We start from the raw sequence: 18,310 nt of genomic DNA, 5'->3' as shown, positions 1-18,310 counted from the left end.
TCAAGCCCGGGTCATCGTCGAGTTCCCCGGGTAGAGCGCCCGGGCCTGCGGGTCGAGGTCTTCGGCCACCGCAAGAACATTCTCGGCCTCATGATAGTTCCCGAGCCTGCCGAGCACCATGCCGTACGTCACCAGAGCAAAGATGCATGACCGGTCGAGCGCGAGCGCCTGCCTGCACGCAAGCGCCGCTTCCTGGTGGCGGTCAAGCCGGGTGAGGATCACCGCCCGGTTGTTCCATGCATAGACATCATCGTTGTCGCAGAGTATTGCTGCACTGAATGCAGCGAGCGCTTCCTCGTAGCGCCCCTCCCGTTCAAGCGCCACACCCCTGTTGTTCAGGGCAGCCGGGTCGTATAGGCCCTCCGTGGCGACGTCGCTGTACGCCCGTGACGTATCTCTGTCATTACCCTTGCGGGGCATCTCCGGTGTAACCAATTGGGGCATACGTCTGCACCTCGCCCCCCCTTTACTGTGGAGTAACAATATATAGGTTCCTGCACCTGCCGTGCCCGGGAGCGTTGCGAACCCCAATCGGGCAACCGGGTGCCCGGAACCGTTACCGGCCGCCGTCGCGGAACCACGCCACCGTCTCGCGGAGCCCCGCTTCAAGCGTATACCGTGGCGAAAACCCGAAGGCCTCCCCCGCCCGGGTGATCTCGGCAAGGGAGTCACGCACGTCGCCCGGCCGCGGCGGTTCGTATACCGGCCGGTGGTGTATGCCGGTAGTCTCCGCGAGAATGGATGAAAGGTGGTTCAAACTGATCCTGCTGCCTCCGGCGATGTTGAAGACGCCGGAAGCACCGCTTTCCATCGCCTGGATGTTCGCCCGCACCACGTCGGCGACGAAGATGAAGTCCCGGGTCTGCTCGCCGTCGCCGTAGATGATCGGCGGCTTATCCCCGAGCAGGCGGGTGATGAACTTCGGGATCACCGCCGCGTACTCGGAGTTTGGATCCTGCCGCGGCCCGAAGACATTGAAGTACCGCAGGAATACCGTCCGGATGCCGTAGAGGTCGGCAAACACTTTCCCGTAGTGTTCGCCCGCAAGTTTCGAGACCGCATAGGGGGAGAGCGGGGTCGGCGCCATCATCTCGCATTTCGGGAAGACCGGATCGTCGCCGTAGATCGCCGAGGTTGAAGCCGCCACGACCGCCGGGACGCCGCACTCCTTTGCGGCCCAGAGAACGTTCAGGGTCCCGGTCACGTTCACCGCGTTCGTCTCCAGGGGGTTTGCCACGGATCGGGGAACCGAAGCGACGGCCGCCTGGTGGAAGATGCCGTCCGCCCCGGCGCAGGCGTCGACGAGCAGGACGAGATCGGTGACGCTCCCCTCGACGAACGTCACCCGGGGATGAGACAGGATATGAACGATGTTCTCCTGCCGCCCGGCGGAGAGGTCGTCGACGATCACGACTTCGTGGCCGTCGCGTGCCAGCCGCTCTGCGAGGTTGGACCCGATGAACCCTGCCCCGCCCGTGACGATGTACCGCATATGGATTGATAGGCGCTCCAGTGATTTGAGCGTTGCCGGGAGAGAGAAAAGGGCAAAGGCACGGGAATGCTTCCCGGGGGGAGGGGACGAGACGGGTTCTTCCGCGAAGATGAGGACGCGGATCAATAAATTTCCCGGCCCTCGACGCGGAAACGGGGCAAATAAACCCGTGCAGGTGCCGGGAACCCCACCCGGCACGCCTGGCGCCATGGAGTGCCGCGTCGGCCGGCACACATATAGCATCATGAGGTTTATCCAGGTCGCCCCGCAGGCCCGATCACTCCTCTTTTTTCCCGTTCGAGAGCGGGAAATACTGCTGATAGACGCGTTTACGCTCGTCGATATCGGTATGCAGGTAGATCTCGGTCGTCTTGATGGAAGAGTGCCCCAGGTTCTCCTGCACGACACGGAGGTTCTTTGAGCGGCGATAGAGTTCGCTCGCATAGGAATGGCGGATTTTATGAGGTGTAATCCCGGAAGGAGCGTATTGCTTGAAGAGATGCTGGACGGTTCGCGGGGAGAGGTGGTTGCCCTGCTGGCCTAAAAAGAGCGGCCCCTCGATCTTGTTGCCGATAAACCGGTTAATCTCTTCAAGCGTCTCTTCATCGATGAAAACCGTCCGTATCTTGTCGCCTTTACCCTTCACCCGTATCGTCTGCTCCTCGAAATCGATGTCCTCGACGCATATCGCACAGAGCTCCGAAACACGGACGCCGGTGGCGTAGATCAGGCGGACAATCAACCGGTCGCGCTCGCTCTCGATGATGTTGATCAGGCGGAGAACCTGACTGTGTTTGAGATATTTCAGTTCCTGATTCTTGATCCGGGGCCGCTCCACCCCGAGCATCGGGTCGGCGACAACAGCACCCTGCACGTAGAGATACTTGTAAAACGAGGAGAGCGTCGAGATCATCCGGTGGAGGGTCTTGGGCTTATATTCCTGTTTTTCCGCAAGACAGGAGAAGAAATCGGTAACGAGAGCCGCAGAGACGTTGACATCGGCATCCAGCGGAGCACCCTCGAACGCAGCCTCGTCGAACACGACCCCGTCCGAGTTCTGCCGGAGCCAGGCGTATCGAGCGAAACGCCGGATGGTCTGCAGGTATTTTTCGATTGTCCGGGGCGAATAATTCCGCATCCGGAGGTAACTGCTGAAGCGATCCAGCCATTCCGAGAAACAGACGTTTTCCATTGTACAATAAATTAAATAACGGAGCATATCAAGATTGCGGTAAATGCCTATTCCCCGCAACACATTCTCTCGCCGGAGAACCCGGGTCGACTCGAAGGGAGTCACCGGCGAGCCACGCACACCCGCACTGCACGGAGCCGTTCCGAGGACGTGCTCCGGCCGTACGAACCCGTCGAACCCCAGAGATACGGCAGGCGAACAGAGAGCCGGGAACCAGGGGGAAACAGCCCCCCAGCACCACATCGCCGGGAAAACAACCCACGTATCCCGGCGAATGCTCTGAAAAGCCCGAAACGTTTTCGAAACCTGCAGAAAAGCCGGATGAGTGAGGATTCTTAAAAAAGATATAGGGTGATGCAGATTGTTTCGGAGTTAGGAGGTATGCGGGGCTGCACCCCAGGTGGGGGCGGGGAAGCAAACCCTACTGAATACGTCCTCCTTCAGGTATATGAACCCCATACCGCGCGGGGAGAAAGTGAACAGTCCGGGAGCAACACAGGCGCCACGCGACCCACGCACCCCACCCACATATAAATGACCCCCATAGACGAGCACAGGCGCCCGATCGTCCCGCCCGGCAACCTCACGCATGGGCACGAGCACGATCCCGGCTCAAAATCGCGATACGAGGACGCCGGATCCTGCGAGTCACCCCGGAATGCCGGGCAACGGCGTGCTCCGGGAGAACGAACGGGACGGAACCGCCTTCGGCGAAGGCCCGGACAACCAGAGCATCTACCCCCCGAGATCACGCCCCCGAGGCCCCGAGCGCTACGCACACCGGCATGTTGTGACGTCCCGATAAGAGATACACATGAGAGAACCATGGATTTCGGGTTGCAATCAACGATTCAAAGATGCCTTGAAGCCCCGTCTCGCTTCAACCAGGTGCCCGAAGATCGTTCCCGAAGAAAAACTGCCCCGACGATCGAGACCCTCTTCGAAGCCCAACAGGATCTCAACTGCCAACTGTTGCCGATCCTTCGAGGTGACTATTGCGCCCCAAATAGGGTTACACCCCACCCGGATGACCGGATCACCGCCCTGAACCCGGGAGCAAAGAGGCAGACATAAACCCTATGATGCTATATGATGAACAGGGCGATCATGACACCGGCAGCACCCGCACGACAGACCGATCCCGGGGGCGTACCGGTTTCTTTTGAACCACCGCCGTTCAACCAGCCTTATTGAAATAGCAAAACCAACAAGAGGTAGGTAAAATGGAAGATCCTGACAGCATCAAAGACCCGAACAAGTACCAGAAATTCAAGAAGGTGGATGGCGCCACCTACCAGCGGGTCAACCAGTTCCTGCGCAAACACACCCACATCACCGCCCGCGAGTGGGCGATAGCCCGCCTCTGCGCAGACTTCAAGACCACCAGCGGCTCGGAGATGACGTTTATCGGCGAGAACCTCCCCGAACTCTGCCCGTTCATGGTCGACTCCTACTCCCCGCAGGCAGTCAACCAGGCCAGGAGTTCGTTCAAGAAGAAGGTGAAGAAAGCCGGAGCCACATTCTTTTATGGGGCGATGTGCGGCTTTTTCACCGCAGAGGAACTCGACGAGATCCTCTTTGAGGCGAGCGAAGTCGCCCGGTTCCTGCTGGAGGTGGAAGGGACGAGCCTGAATCTCGACGATGAGATCGATGTCGAGGACCGGATCACCGAGGTGATGCGGGGCGTGGCCGAGGCGGCTTCGGTCATCCTGAAGACCCGACCCGGGCAGGAAGACGGGGACCAGGGAATGCAGGAGCCAGAAGAAGAACCGGCATTACCAGATCGAGAAGAAGGAGAGGAACCGGTATGAAGATCATACAGATCGTCGGCCGCTCGAACACCGGGAAGACTACGTTCATAAAGAGCCTGATCGGGGCGCTTTCCGCGCATGGAACCGTCGGAGCAGTCAAACACCTGGGGCACCACGGCTTTTCGCTCGAGCCCGGAAAGGACACTACCCTGTATTATGAATCGTATGCTGCTATATCCGGCGGGGTCGACGAAGAGAAGTCCGTCATCGTCAGGCGGGAGAACGATCTTAACTCCACGCTCGAAGTCCTCTGCAACGCCGGGATTGAGTATGCCATACTCGAGGGGTTCAAGTCGAGATCGTTTCCGCGGATAGTGATCGGCGATCTCGATAGCGAGAACGTCGTGCTCCGCAACCCCTCGATCGAGGAGACGATCACCGCACTCGACCGGTTCGAGGACTACTATACCGTCGAGGGGCTGGTCAGGGAACTGAAGCGCGAGTGCGACATCTCGCATGCCGGGGCCATCCTCACGTTCAACGGGATCGTCAGGGAATGGTCGGGGGACGACCGGACCGAATACATGGACTTTGATGAGACCGTCGATGCCGTGGCGGAGAGCATCCAGAAAGAGATGGAAACCGTCCCGGGAATCATCGGTGCACGGTTTTACCACCGGAAAGGGCGGCTCTATGCCGGAGAGGATATAACATATCTTGCTATACTTGCAGAACACCGGCAGGAGGCGTTCGCCGCCGCTGCCAACGCAATCGACAGGCTGAAACGGGAATTACACGACGTGGAGAAGTGATGGGATGCGAAACGGAAAACAGATGTTTGGAACGAACGGCGTGCGGGGCGTGATCGGCGAGACGATGACGCCGGCCCTCGTCCTCAAGATCGGCGCCGCGCTCGGATCGATGAGGAGAGGCACCATCGCGGTCGGCAGAGACACGCGGACGTCCGGCGAAGCCCTGACCCATGCCCTCAAGGCCGGGCTCCTGATGACCGGGTGCGACGTGGTGGACATGGGCGTCCTCCCCACCCCGGCCCTGCAGTATATCATCAAGACCAACCGGTTTGCCGGCGGCGCGATGATCACCGCATCCCACAACCCGCCCGAGTACAACGGCGTGAAGATCATCGAGGCCGACGGCACCGAGATGTCCGACGAGGAGATCATCCGGCTCGAAGGCCGGTTCTTTGCAGAGGAGTTCGATGTGGTCGACTGGGACGGCGTCGGCAGCGAGAGCGCCGCACCCGACCGGTTCGAGGATTACATCGAGGCCGTGGTGAAGTACTTCCCGGAGGGCATCGGCAAAGGGATGACCGTCGTCGTCGACCCCGGTTCCGGGCCCGCGGCGCTCACGACCCCGATCATCCTCTCCAGGATGGGGTGCCGGGTCCATACCATCAACGGCAGGCTCGACGGCACCTTCCCTGGGCGGATGCCCGAACCGACACCCGAAGGATTACAGCCCCTCTCGGAGATGGTGCTCGCCACGGGCGCCGACTTCGGGGTGGCGCACGACGGCGACGCCGACCGGGCAGTCTTCGTCGACACCAAAGGACGCTATATAGAAGAGAACTACGAGTTCGGCCTGGTCGAGGACTATGTCTGCGGTAGAAACGGCGGCGGACTCGTCGTCACCCCGGTCGCCACCTCCCGGCTGATACGAGATATCGCAGAGAAACACGGTTGCACCGTCGACTACACCCCCGTCGGGAGCATCTACGTCGCGAGGAGGATGATCGAGCTGATCGGCGAGGGCAAGAAGGTCTCGTTCGGGGGCGAAGGAAACGGCGGGCTGATATACCCCGACCACCAGTTCTGCCGGGACGGGGGCATGACCGCCGCCATGATGGTGGCGGTGCTCGCGAGCCACAAGGGCAGGAAACTCTCGGAGATCGTCGATGAACTCCCCGCATACCACCTGGTCAAAGAGAAATACCATACCGCCGACCCGGCCGCGCTGGTCCGCGCCGTCGAAGAGGCGTTCGGAGGAGAGACCATCGAGAAGATCGACGGCATCAAGATCGTCAGGGAGAACGCCTGGGCGCTGGTGCGTGCATCGGGCACGGAACCGATGATCAGGATCATGATCGAGGCAAAGGACCCGGCCGTCGCGGACGCCATGTACCGGGAGATCATGATGGTTGCGACGGACGGGACGTCCGGAGCATGAGCACCGTTAGGTGCGAGTCGCGACGGGTCGTTAGAGCCGAAGTAGAACCCCAGGCTACCACAGACGCGGGTGGGCCATCCAGGTCCCCTCGCCGCCCCAACCCCTCGCCTGCATGATCGGCACCCCCATGAAGCAGTTCCGTCCGGGGTGCCCGGGGTGACGGCTATCCTCCACCCTATCCCTGATATTTTTGAGGAACTCTCCAAATCCATTGAAAAACATTCTTGTGAGAGGGGCGCAATCTATATATCGGATAATGGATATGCATGATGCAGAACCCACGGGAGAGCGCTGATCAAAATGGATGGGAAACTACAGATAAAACAGAAGATCAACTCCGCTATCTCTTCTGGCGATCTGCGTGAGCTTGAAAAGGTGGTTTCGGACATATCGGAGACCCAGACGAGGAAGGAGAAGAGATCGCTCTACGAGCAGATGAATGCCGCCCTGGTCGAAGCGGCGTTCAACGAAGGCCAGCCGGAACTCTTAAGCCAGCTCGTCGAACCGACCAGAGAAGAGATATCCGATCTCGCAAGGCGTGCTGCCGCCATATATAGCGAGAAGAAGAACGAGGCGTGGTTCTCGGCAATATTCACCCTGGTCGACAAACTCGATCGCAAGAGCCATCAATCAGATATCCTCGCCCGCATCTCCCGCGACCTCGTCGAGGCCGGGGTTGAATCCGGCGACATCCACTATATCGAGAAAGGAGGAGAGGCCTTCAATAAGATCAGCATCCGCAAATACCGCTCGGCAATCCTCTCCGAGATCATCCCGCTCTTCATCCGGTACGGTCAGAAGCATCAGAACGTCGACATCATGCAGTATGCTCTCCAGATGCTTCCCGAGATCGGCGACATATCGCGGCAGTCGCAACTCCACGCCGACGTGGCCCGGGCGATTGCCGGTTCCGGCATCGAGTCCGGCGATATCAACCTCGTGATCAGCGGGCTTTCAAGCGCCACCGAGATCAACCAGAAGATCCGGCGCACCAACTCGATCGCCGATATCGTGGACGCCACCTGGAAATCCTCGCTGAAGAAAGAGATCTCCGATATCGAACAGATCCTCGACTCTCTCCCGGATATCCCCGAAGAGCGGCTCACGGAGGTTCTCGCGATCCTGACCGAGCAGCTCCTCGACCGCCAGCGGGACAAGAAACAGATATACACCAGACTGCTCAGGATCGACGACGAAAAGCCGTGGGCCGGCCAGATCCTCGTCCTCGAACTCCTGAAGAAAGCCGAGCGGAGCGGGGAGCGCTGGTTCCTCGAGAAGGCTTTCGAGTTCAACGCCCGGGGGGAGGGAGAGAGCCAGCTTCCCATCGAGGAGATCGTCCTCTCCGGGATCGCGGTCGTCGAGAAGAGCGGCAACCCGACCGTCCTCCTCGATATCACGCCGCTGATCGATGCGTCCTGTGATGCTGCGAAAGCGGCCCAGCTCTACCGGCAGATCACCGACGCACTCTCCCGCATGGGCGACTTCTACCACGCAATCGAGGTCATGAAGAAGGCCAGCAGTAGTGCGCAGAGGATCAACGCCCAATTTTTCGACACCAGTGTCCGCCTGATCAAGGAGGGTGTCCGGCGCGACGAGATCGGGCTCGTTCGCGAGAACATCCTCGCCACACTGGATATCGAGATCGCCGATTCGCTGGTTCACCAGGCGGTGACCGACTTCTGCAAGGAGTACGACTTCGACGAGGTCGTCAGGCACGTACCGGCCATAAAGGAACTCGCGAGTTCGCACCGCGCACAGGACACCCTCCTTCTCGAGTGCAACACCATCCTGATCGAGCGGGGATTCGTCCGCCAGAAAGAGCCGTCGGCCCTCGTGGATCTGGTGAGCCAGATTGGAGAGCAAAATCTCCGCGAGCAGGCCATCTCGACCATCGCAGTCGAGATGGCACGGGTCGGCGTCGCCCGGAAAGACCGGGATCTCCTCCGGCACGCGACCGGACTCACCTGCGAGATCGTGGATCAGCGGGCCCGGGCCGAGGCAATGGGGGGTATCGTGGACCAGGCGGCCGTACTCGCCGTTGAGGACGGCGACCTCGACCTGCTCCACGGGATGCGAGTTCTCTCCACATCCCTCTTAGAGCGGGACTACTGCCTCTTCGCGATGGGCAAGGTCATCCACGGCCTGATCATGTACGGGATCGAGCAGCTCTCGCTCCAGGCGCTGGACGAGGCAGGCCAGATCCTCTCCCAGATCGCCGACCCGTCCCTGCAGCGGCAGCTGGCCGATCCCCTCGTCGAAGGCTACATCCGGGTCGGGAGCCTGCAGGTGGCAGATCAGCTCTCCCGGGGGGAGGCGCAGATCTTCGACGGCATGCTGGAACCGTTCGAGATCGCGCTCGACCTCCTCAAGACAAGCACCCCGCACGAGGAGATATCGATCAAGATAGCAAGTTACGTCGATATCATGCTCGAGTACACGCAGATCTACGCGAGCCCGATCTTTGCGGCACCCATGTCGCTCTTCTCGCTCGAGATCGACGGCGAATACGAGCGGACCGCCATGATCCAGCGGATCCTCACGTTCTTCACCGACTACACGAAAGAGTTCGACTCGGCCGACCCCTACGAGGTGACGGCGTATCTACTCGAAGGGGTCGAAGGAGGGACAGCGGCGCAGCCGGTGCTCGAACTGATGTACCGGCTCTTCGAGCACACCAGCGACGTCTATGCACGCTACACCGGGATGTACCGGATCGTGAGCGCCTACTCGGCTCTCGAAAACGTTGAGCAGGCTGAGACGATCATCCGGAGGCTCCACGAGACCATCGGCGACCTCTCCGATCCGTCCGTCCGCGCGATCATGCTCTCCGACCTCGCCGGACTGATGGCCGGGATCGATCATGATGCGGCCAGGGAGTACCTCGGCGAGGCGCAGAGGACGCTTGATGCCATAGGGAGCGAGCGGGAGGCATTCATCAGGAAGAACCTGATCTACGCCGCAAGAAGTCTCAACGCCGTAAACCGGCAGGAGAAAGACGTCGAGTGGGCAATGGAGCAGGTCGGCAGGATCGAGGACCCGGTCGAGTACGTGGACGCTCTTGCGGCGGTCTTCGACATGGTCAGCGAACCCGCACAGAGAAAAGATATTCTCTCGTCGATGTGCCACACCGTCGTGAACATCTCCTTCCCCTATGTCCGGCTCTCGATGCTCTTTGACGTGGCGCAGTTTGCCGAGACGTACGGTGACGAAGAGGAGATCGAGGAACTGCTAAACGGCATGGAGCAGACCGCCGGCTACATCCAGATCCCGTTCATCACCGCCATGGCGCAGCAGCGGATGGCCCAGATGCTCTTCTCGTTCTACCGGGCGAGCGGGAAATCTGCCGCCCGGGAGCGCGCGACCGGTATCGTCTCCGCCATCGAAGACGACAGGATCCGGTATAACCTGACAGTCCAGCTCGAGCAGAACATGCCCCAGTCCTGGAAGAGTTCGGTCTACGCCAGGATCCTCGACTGCCGGGACAAGATCCGGAACAGCGATTACACCACCAAGGACATGGTCGCGCTCGATCGGGCGATCCGTGCGGCGCCCGACAGGGCGAAGCGGGCAGCCTACTATACGGAGCTCTATCTCATTGCCCGGGGCGCGGGGCAGCAGGAGGTTGCGGACAGGATGCTGCTCTGCGCGCTCGAAGAGGCCCGGATCATCAGGCCGCTCTCACGGCGGGCATTCGTGCTCGGCGATATGGCGTGCCGGATCTATGCGGAGCGTTACGAAGACCGCTCGAGGGAGATCCTCGATCTGGCAGTGAGCGAGGCGCTTAACATCCGCGACTCGGCGATCCGGGACGAGGTCTACGACGAGCTGGATATGTCCATGCGGATCATCCAGGAGCACTGGCTGTGAAGACGATCGAGATCCGGGTCTCGGGGAGGGTGCAGGGCGTCGGATTCCGCGCGTGCATCAAGAGGATCGCCACCAACCTCGGCGTCGGAGGCGAAGCGATGAATCTCCCCGACGGGCGGGTGCTGATCACCGCAACCGCCGACCCGGTCATTCTCGACAAGTTCGTCTCCATGCTGTATGGGTGTCCCCGGGTCGTCATCAGGGATCTCGTCCAGCAGGAGATCCCCCATGCTGCTTACCCCGAGTTCACCATCCAGCGGGGCAGTTACCAGTACAGCACGTGAAACTCAGCGTTTTTGAGGAGCGCATCCTGCACGATGCGCACCTGCGCGTCGATACGGGTCTGGTCGATGGAGTCGTGGAGCGCCGCGCTCAACCGGGCGGAGAGATCACTACCAAGGTAGCACCGCTTTTCACCGTATTCGTAATCCCCGTTTGAGATCTCTTCACGGGCAAACCGGATGACGGCACGGTCCACCATCAAGGCTTTCTGCGGTTCGATGAGGTCGTGGACGAAACTCCCCACCCCCTCGTGAAGCATGCCGAGGTCGGGATCGAGGTGAGCCCCGATCACCGAGACACAACAGTTGCCGTAAAGCATCGCGTAACCGAACGCAAACATCGCATTGACGGGGTCGAGGTACGGGCGACTCGTTCTGCGGCGGAACCCGAGTTCCGGCGGGAGCGTGCGGGAGAGGATCTCGTAGTACATATCGGCGGTCAGGCGGGAGAGCCGCCGCAGATCCTCCATCGTGACCGAGACCGAGAGTTCCTCTCTGGCCTGGTGGAGGAAGTCGAGTTCTCCGGCGTAGAAGATATCGTGCCCGGTGTGGTCGTAGAGTTCCTCGAGGAGAAGAAGCCTCGACTGGAGGGCGGCCCGTGCGAGCGTCTGAGCGAAACGATGCGGACCGGCCCGCTCCTGGGCGAGGCGCACCGACTCGTCCGGCCGATAGCCGTACGGATAGACGTACCCTACAGGCGTGCCGTCGATGTCGAATATAGTGATGGCAGCGCCGGCTTTGAGGAGATTCGTCACCGCCGAGGTGTGCAGGGTATGCCCGCCGACGATCAGGAGGTGCTTCACCGACTGTATGGGATAACGCCGGGTATCGCTCCCGCGCGCGATGATCAACTCCTGTGTCGTCGCCTTGATGTGCCCCCCGTAGCCGAAGACGGGGAGCCAGGGTTCCGTCGCTGCCATCTGATCACTCTGGAAATGAGTATTGGGCTGTTTTTGGTGATTAATGCATCGAATCTCCCGGATACAGAGAGAATACAATAGCAAAGTAAGAGGAGCGGAGTGATCGGCCGGCCGCCTGTGGCGCCGTCGTCCGACGCAGATGCCAGAGGGCTCTGCTCCGGGGGCGTTTCAGGAAGAGAAAACCCGACGGCACGGGACGGCGGAACCGGAGCGCCGGGGTGTCACGGTGTACCATGCCACGCATTGACAAACCTTTTCCGCACCGCCCGCTCATATAACGGTAAAGTATGCCCGGCGGCCTGCCGGAGCAGGACCGTCAGGAGTATCGCAACCTGATACCGGACAATATAGCCGGAATTGGGCACGATCTCTCCAACCGGCAAAAAACCGATGGGATACTATGTTCTGGAATAGAGCGATGGAGACGATCCGATCTAGCGAACTCGCGGATCTGCAACTGAAGCGGCTGAAATGGTCGCTAGCCCAGGCACAGAAAGTAGGACTGTACCAGAGAAAGCTGAAGGAAGCGGGCATCTCGCCGGACGATATTAAGACGCTTGACGACGTGGAGAAGCTCCCTTTTACCTACAAAAAGGAGCTCCAGGCCGGATACCCGTTCGGTCTCTTCGCGGTTCCCCTAAAAGAGATCGTCCGAATCCACACCACCTCCGGCACGACAGGGAAACCAACCGTCGTCGGCTACACCCGGCAGGATCTGGATAACTGGTCGGAACTGATCGCGCGAAACATGACGATGATCGGTCTAGGGGAGGACGACGTCTTCCAGAACGCCGTCAACTACGGCCTCTTCACCGGGGGGCTCGGGTTCCACTACGGCGCCGAGAAGATCGGGATGACCGTGATCCCGAGCGCGACCGGGAACACCCGCCGCCAGATCGAGATGATCGAGGACTTCGGGGTGACCGCCCTCCACTGCACGCCAAGTTACGCCCTCCACCTCGCCGAGGTGGCCGAGTCGATGGGAAAGACGCTCGATACCCTGAAAACCGGGATATTCGGGGCCGAACCCTGGTCGGAGAGCATGCGCAACGAGCTCGAACGGCGTCTCGGAGTGAAGGCCTACGACAGTTACGGGCTCTCGGAGATGTACGGTCCCGGCGTGGCGTTCGAGTGCCCGGAGAGGGACGGGCTTCACATCTGGCACGACTGCTACCTTGTCGAGATCATCGATCCGAAGACCGGCGAGCGGCTCGCTCCCGGAGAGCGCGGCGAACTCGTCATCACGCCGCTCGTCAAGAACGCCCTGCCGCTCGTCCGCTACCGCACCGGCGACGTGACCCGGTTGATGGACGACGGGTGCGTCTGCGGGCGCGGGCAGAAGATCGAGCGGATCACGGGCCGGAGCGACGATATGCTGGTCATCCGGGGGATCAACGTCTTCCCGTCCCAGATCGAGCACGTGCTGCGAGCCCTCCCGGAGGTCGGGGAGCAGTTCATCGTATATATTGATCGCGTCAAACATCTTGATGAGATGACTATCGAGGTAGAGATGAGCAGGGCCGGGTTCTCCGGTGAACTGCAGGACCTTGCCCGGATGCAGAAGAAGATCTCCGGCGAACTCCACAATATACTCGGTCTTCGGACGGCGGTGAAACTGGTGGAGCCGGGAGCGCTGCCCCGGTTCGAGGGGAAGGCGAAGCGGGTGATCGACCGGCGGGGGGTGTTCTGATGGCGCCTTGGAACCTGCGGATGGAGGAGGTGCCGTTCGACGAACTGCGACGGCTCCAGTTCAAACTGGTTAAATCCCTGGTCTACCGGCTCTACAGCTTCAACGACTTCTACCGGCGCCGGATGAAGGAGCAGCAGGTTCATCCCGACGATATCAGGACGCTTGAGGATGTTGCGAAACTCCCGTTCATGTACAAGAGCGACCTGCGGGACGGCTACCCGGACAGGATCTTCTCCGCAGAGCAGAACGAACTGGTCAGGTACCACGTCTCCTCCGGGACGACGGGGAAACCGACGGTCGTCGGGTATACGGAGCGCGATATCGAGAACTGGAGCGAGTCGCTGGCACGCGGGTTCTCCTCCTGCGGCCTTGGGCGGGGCGACGTGATGCAGGTGAGTTACGGCTACGGCCTCTTCACCGGCGGCCTCGGCGCCCACTACGGCGCTGAGCGTGTCGGCGCAACCGTCCTTCCGACAAGCGTCGGGAACACCGAGCGGCAGATCGAACTGATGCAGGATCTCCGCGTCACCGCCATCGCCTGCACCCCCTCCTATCTCCTCCACATAGGAGAGGTGGCGGAGAAGATGGGCGTCTCGATCAAGAACGACACCGACCTTCGCATGGGCTTCCTCGGCGCCGAACCCTGGTCGGAGCAGATGCGGACGAGGATCGAGGACTGGCTCGGGATCCGCGCCTACGACATCTACGGGACGAGCGAACTCTCCGGCCCGATGTTCACCGAGTGCGCCGAGCAGCAGGGGATCCACATCTGGGGCGACCTCGCCCTCGTTGAGATCGTCGACCCCGCGACCGGCGAGGTGCTAGAGGCCGGCGAACAGGGCGAACTGACGATCACCATGCTGCAGAAAGAGGCGCTCCCCATGGTTCGGTACCGGATCGGCGACCTCACGGCCATCGAGGAAGGGCCCTGCGCCTGCGGGCGGACTCACCCACGCATCGGCCGGATCCGCGGGAGGGTGGACGACATGCTGATCGTCCGGGGCATCAACGTCTTCCCGTCGCAGGTGGAGCACGCGCTGCTCGAGATCCCACAGGTCGGCAGGCACTTCCAGATCGTCGTCGACCGCAAGGGTGCGCTCGACTCCATGCTCGTGCGGGTTGAGGTGAGCGAAGAGGCGTTCTCCGACAAGATCACCGAACTGATGGTGATCAAGAAGGCCGTGGAGCACCGCCTGCGGAGCTCGCTGAACGTGAGCGTGGACGTCGAACTGGTCGAACCGGGAACGCTTCCACGGTTCGAAGGCAAGTCGAAGAAAGTTGTTGACAGGAGGTCATTGTAATGGAGAAGTCGTATATCGTAAAACAGATCTCCATCTTTTCGGAGAATCGCCCGGGACGCCTCGCGGCTGTCGCCGGCGCGCTGCGGGATGCGAAGATCAACATCCTTGCGTTCAGTATCGCCGAGGCGGACGGGTTCGGGGTCGTTCGTGCCCTCGTCGATCGGCCGGAGGACGCACACCGGACGCTGACCGATCTCGGGTTCCGCGTCTCGTTCACGGACGTCATCGGCGTGAAGATGCGCGACGAGCCCGGCGGTCTCTCGGATATCGCATCTATCCTCGGGGACGCCGGGATCAACATCGAGTACGCCTATGCTTACTCAGGAAAGGACGCCGCCGTCCTGATCCTGCGCGTGGACCAGGTCGAGGACGCCGTCCGGCAGATCCTCGCCCGCGGCGGTGAACTCCTCAAGGCATCCCTCTCCAGGTAACCCGGATCACACAGGAGCCCGGGGCGCTCCCGGGCTCTCGGCCTCGTCCTTGCGGAACATGTGAACCTGTCCCGTGATGCGCCGGATCGGAAGGACGAATGCAAGGCCCATCCCCGGCTGATCCAGTTCCGCAGCGGCGACAATCGCATCGAGCACCGTATCCGTCCGGTCGGCGGCGACGACCGTTAAGATGATCTCTTTCTCGGGCTCGATGGCGATCCCGAGAAGCGTCTTTACCTCATGAATACCGGTTCCGCGGCCGAGGAGGATGGTTCCTCCTTCGGCCCCGGCACCGCGGGCCGCCGCGAGCACCGGCTCGGACCAGCCCCGTTTTACGATCGTGATGATCAGTTCGTTACCGTAATCATTGCTCATGTATCTTCACCTCGTGTTCTCCGGTAGAGGATGCCGAGCATCAGCACCGAGAGGATGGGTGCAAGCGCTATCAGCGCAATCAGGCCGAACCCGTCGACGACGGGGTTGCGACCCTCGATCCCCGCCGCAACCCCGACGGCAAGGGAGAGGAGGAAGGTGACCGCCATCGGGCCGGTGGCGACACTCCCGGAGTCGAACGCAATCCCGACAAACTCCTTTTCGGTGAAGAGAAGAAGGATGATGACGAGAAGGTAGCCGGGAATGAGGAGCCACAGCAGCGGGATGCCGTAGACAAGGCGGGCCATCCCGAGCGATACGGAGACGGCGACCGCGAAGGAGAGGGTGTAAAGGATCAGAGACTCCCCGATGTACCCGCTCGATGACTCCTCGACCTGATAGCCGAGAACCCGGACCGCAGGCTCCGCATAGGTTGCAAGAAATCCGAGAAAGAACCCGAACGGGATGAGCAGCCACCTCTGGTCGAACGCTGCTAAAGCCCCGCCGATCTCCCTGCCCGCCGGGAGGAACGCGACGTTGACCCCCTGGAGAAAGAGAACCATGCCAAGAGACGCGAGCAGGACGCCTTTGGCGAGATTCACGACGTAGACTCGCGGAAGTTTCAGGTAGAGCACCTGGAAGACCGCGAAGAAGATGAGCAGGGGGAGGAGCGCCTGGGCAACCTCGAGGGCAACCTGGCCGATCCCGGCGAGAAACGCCGCTGTGATCATGGGTAGATCAACCCCATCGCCATGACGCCGAGGATGGGGGCGATCGAGGCGAGCCCGATCAACCCGAAGCCGTCCGTGAGAGCCGACCGTCCGGCAAGAACCGCACTGACACCGGCGCCGAGCGCCAGGATGATCGGGATCGTCAGGAGTCCGGTGGTTATCCCTCCCGCATCAACCGCCACGGCGAGAAACTCGGGCGACGAGAACGGGGCAAGGAGGAGGATTGCACCGTACCCTGCAGCGAAGAGGTACGCGAGAGGAAACCCGAAGATGATCCGGAGGACTGCGACGGTGATGACGAAGCCCACACTGACCGCGATCGCGAGGAGCAGGGGAGCCGCGGGGATGCCGGCTCCCGAGACGGCATCAAGCATATCTACGAGGACACGGAGGTTCGGCTCCGCGATGATCGTCAGGAACCCGAAGAGGAATGAGCCTGCGACGACCAGCAGGAGCGAACCCCGGGCAGGCAGTTCCGAGCCTATCGCCTCGCCGACGGGGAGGAGGCCCGCCTTGACACCCGTGAGAAAGAGCGCGATCCCGAGAACGACCATGCCGCTACCGAGCAGGAAGAGGAGGAGATCCGACGGCGGCACCCGGAGGAGGGCGATCTTGAAGATGGTGATGACGAGGATGATGGGAAGGACTGCCCGGAGAACCTCAAAGACCGACTCCCTGATATCCTGCATCATCCTGCCGTTCCTCCCCGATGCCGGTGATCAGGTATTCTATCGCAAAAAGAGATAAAAGCGGTGCCCCCCGCCGGTCAGTGTCGTTTCTCCCATTTCAGGAGTTCCGAGACCTCTGAGAGCGTCTTTCCGCGCCGGATCTCCTCGCGGATCCGCTCCTCGGTCTTTCGGACCTCCATCGCGCGCCGGGCAACCTCATAGGCCCGCTCCCGGGGGACCACCACGACCCCGCTCTCGTCGGCGACGATCCAGTCTCCCGGCCGTACCTCCTGGCCGCAACAGGCGATCTCGGTGTTGATCTCCCCAAGACCCTTCGGGTCTCCGGCGTTCGGGACGGTCGCCGTGGCAAAGACCGGGAACTTCATCTCCCGGATATCGTCCACGTCCCGCACCGCCCCGTCGATCACGATACCCGCGACCCCGCGGTTCTTCGCGGAGTGGGTGGCAAGTTCGCCCCAGGGGGCGACGTCCGTCCTCCCTTCGTTTCTGACGACGAGGACATCCCCCGGAGCGGCGACGTCGATCGCCTCGACGGGTTTTGCCCAGTCCCCGGCAAGGGTCCGGACGGTCACCGCCGGGCCGACCGCCTTGACCCTGCCGCAGATGGAGACGACACCCGCCATTGAGCCCTTCCGGTGCATGGCGTCGGTGACGTTCGGTGCGGAGACCCCTTCGAAGAGGCGGCGGATCGCGGCATCCCGGCTCTCCTCCTCCCGCGGCCGGATCTCGGGCCGGTCGATGGCCTCCCGGACCCGCCGCGCCGCCCCGGTCACGTCGGCGGCCTTGACGATGTTCCCTCCCACGATGACGACCGAGGCACCGGCGGCGACCGCCTCGGATGCGGTCTCCGCATCGAGTCCCCCCGCAACGGCGATCGGGACGCCAACCTCTCCGGCAAGACGGCGGAGGAGGTCGAGCGACGACCTGCCGATCATCTGCTGGTCGATGCCGACATGGGCGTTGATGTAGTCGACGCCGAGCGCGGCAAGTTCCCGTGACCGGGAGACGGGATCGGCGACGTTGATGAGGTCGGCCATGAGCCGGACGCCGTACTTGCGGGCGGAGCGCACCGCCTCGACGATCACGGCATCATCGGCGTCCGCGAGGATGCAGACGACACCGGCGCCGGACTTCGCCGCCATCTCAACCTCGACCGCCCCGGTATCGGCGATCTTCATGTCCGCGACGATCTCGTGGCCAGGGAAGCGTTCCCGGAGCGTCCGCACGGCCTGCATCCCCTCGCTCTTGATCAGGGGTGTCCCGACCTCAATCCAGTCCGCACCGCCGCGGACCGCCTCATCTGCGATCTCAACCGCACGATCGAGCTCGAGGAGATCGAGCGCCACCTGGAGAGTGGGTGTTGCCATGCAGTACAGTATGGCGAGGGTTCTATTTATCTGGTGCCG

General features: G+C 61.6%; 16 protein-coding genes. 8 read left to right on the top strand and 8 right to left on the bottom strand.

The genetic code is table 11. The features are described from left to right. The 3 genes from MCUHO_RS06015 to xerA form a co-directional block, all read right to left on the bottom strand. On the bottom strand, positions 1-444 hold the full coding sequence (locus tag MCUHO_RS06015) for a tetratricopeptide repeat protein (protein WP_067075202.1): 444 nt from the start codon (positions 442-444) through the stop codon (positions 1-3). Positions 445-556: 112 nt separating this feature from the next. Continuing rightward, the gene (locus tag MCUHO_RS06010) at positions 557-1,492 is read right to left on the bottom strand and encodes an SDR family oxidoreductase (RefSeq protein WP_067076170.1); all 936 of its coding nucleotides are present in this window, start codon (positions 1,490-1,492) and stop codon (positions 557-559) included. A gap of 277 nt (positions 1,493-1,769) precedes the next feature. Next, on the bottom strand, positions 1,770-2,684 hold the full coding sequence (xerA, locus tag MCUHO_RS06005) for a site-specific tyrosine recombinase/integron integrase (RefSeq protein WP_067075199.1): 915 nt from the start codon (positions 2,682-2,684) through the stop codon (positions 1,770-1,772). A gap of 1,223 nt (positions 2,685-3,907) precedes the next feature. Between xerA and MCUHO_RS06000 the strand changes: the two genes are divergently transcribed. From MCUHO_RS06000 to MCUHO_RS05980, 5 genes are all read left to right on the top strand, one after another. Beyond that, a complete protein-coding gene (locus MCUHO_RS06000; RefSeq protein WP_067075195.1) occupies positions 3,908-4,495 on the top strand; it encodes a DUF5806 family protein in 588 nt (195 codons plus the stop codon). Continuing rightward, positions 4,492-5,247 carry a molybdopterin-guanine dinucleotide biosynthesis protein B gene (gene mobB / locus MCUHO_RS05995; protein ID WP_067075192.1) on the top strand — a complete coding sequence of 252 codons (756 nt, stop codon included), beginning with the start codon at positions 4,492-4,494 and terminating at the stop codon, positions 5,245-5,247. The genes MCUHO_RS06000 and mobB overlap by 4 nt, the downstream gene beginning before the upstream one ends. Positions 5,248-5,251: 4 nt before the next feature. After that, on the top strand, positions 5,252-6,622 hold the full coding sequence (gene glmM, locus MCUHO_RS05990; RefSeq protein ID WP_067075189.1) for a phosphoglucosamine mutase: 1,371 nt from the start codon (positions 5,252-5,254) through the stop codon (positions 6,620-6,622). Positions 6,623-6,997: 375 nt separating this feature from the next. Then, a complete protein-coding gene (locus MCUHO_RS05985) occupies positions 6,998-10,489 on the top strand; it encodes a hypothetical protein (RefSeq protein WP_235808183.1) in 3,492 nt (1,163 codons plus the stop codon). Further along, on the top strand, positions 10,486-10,773 hold the full coding sequence (locus tag MCUHO_RS05980) for an acylphosphatase (RefSeq protein WP_067075183.1): 288 nt from the start codon (positions 10,486-10,488) through the stop codon (positions 10,771-10,773). The genes MCUHO_RS05985 and MCUHO_RS05980 overlap by 4 nt, the downstream gene beginning before the upstream one ends. Here MCUHO_RS05980 and cas1 read toward each other — a convergent pair. Next, on the bottom strand, positions 10,755-11,690 hold the full coding sequence (gene cas1 / locus MCUHO_RS05975; protein ID WP_067075180.1) for a CRISPR-associated endonuclease Cas1: 936 nt from the start codon (positions 11,688-11,690) through the stop codon (positions 10,755-10,757). The genes MCUHO_RS05980 and cas1 overlap by 19 nt on opposite strands. Positions 11,691-12,090: 400 nt before the next feature. On the opposite strand from cas1, the gene MCUHO_RS05970 reads away from it, so the two are divergent. The 3 genes from MCUHO_RS05970 to MCUHO_RS05960 are packed head-to-tail and all read left to right on the top strand — an operon-like array spanning position 12,091 to position 15,112. After that, complete coding sequence (locus MCUHO_RS05970; RefSeq protein WP_067075177.1) at positions 12,091-13,380, top strand: phenylacetate--CoA ligase family protein; 1,290 nt, start codon at positions 12,091-12,093, stop codon at positions 13,378-13,380. Beyond that, positions 13,380-14,681 (top strand): phenylacetate--CoA ligase family protein, encoded by a 1,302-nt coding sequence (locus MCUHO_RS05965; protein ID WP_067075175.1) that lies wholly within the window; start codon positions 13,380-13,382, stop codon positions 14,679-14,681. The genes MCUHO_RS05970 and MCUHO_RS05965 overlap by 1 nt, the downstream gene beginning before the upstream one ends. After that, the gene (locus MCUHO_RS05960; RefSeq protein WP_067075172.1) at positions 14,681-15,112 is read left to right on the top strand and encodes an ACT domain-containing protein; all 432 of its coding nucleotides are present in this window, start codon (positions 14,681-14,683) and stop codon (positions 15,110-15,112) included. Before MCUHO_RS05965 ends, MCUHO_RS05960 begins: the two co-directional genes overlap by 1 nt. Positions 15,113-15,118: 6 nt before the next feature. On the opposite strand, the gene MCUHO_RS05955 is transcribed toward MCUHO_RS05960, so the two are convergent. The 4 genes from MCUHO_RS05955 to hxlA form a co-directional block, all read right to left on the bottom strand. Further along, positions 15,119-15,487, bottom strand: a complete 369-nt coding sequence (locus MCUHO_RS05955) for a P-II family nitrogen regulator (RefSeq protein WP_067075168.1) — start codon at positions 15,485-15,487, stop codon at positions 15,119-15,121. Next, a complete protein-coding gene (locus MCUHO_RS05950; protein ID WP_067075165.1) occupies positions 15,484-16,215 on the bottom strand; it encodes a DUF1538 domain-containing protein in 732 nt (243 codons plus the stop codon). The genes MCUHO_RS05955 and MCUHO_RS05950 overlap by 4 nt, the downstream gene beginning before the upstream one ends. Then, entirely contained in the window at positions 16,212-16,907 is a 696-nt protein-coding gene (locus tag MCUHO_RS05945) for a DUF1538 domain-containing protein (RefSeq protein WP_067075162.1), read from the bottom strand. The genes MCUHO_RS05950 and MCUHO_RS05945 overlap by 4 nt, the downstream gene beginning before the upstream one ends. 74 nt (positions 16,908-16,981) lie before the next feature. Beyond that, positions 16,982-18,271, bottom strand: a complete 1,290-nt coding sequence (hxlA, locus tag MCUHO_RS05940) for a 3-hexulose-6-phosphate synthase (RefSeq protein WP_067075159.1) — start codon at positions 18,269-18,271, stop codon at positions 16,982-16,984. Between the last annotated feature and the right edge of the window lie 39 nt (positions 18,272-18,310).

The organism is Methanoculleus horonobensis (assembly GCF_001602375.1).
GTDB lineage: Archaea > Halobacteriota > Methanomicrobia > Methanomicrobiales > Methanoculleaceae > Methanoculleus > Methanoculleus horonobensis.
Note: the sequence above shows the minus strand (reverse complement) of the source record. Positions and strands in the feature narration are given on the sequence as shown.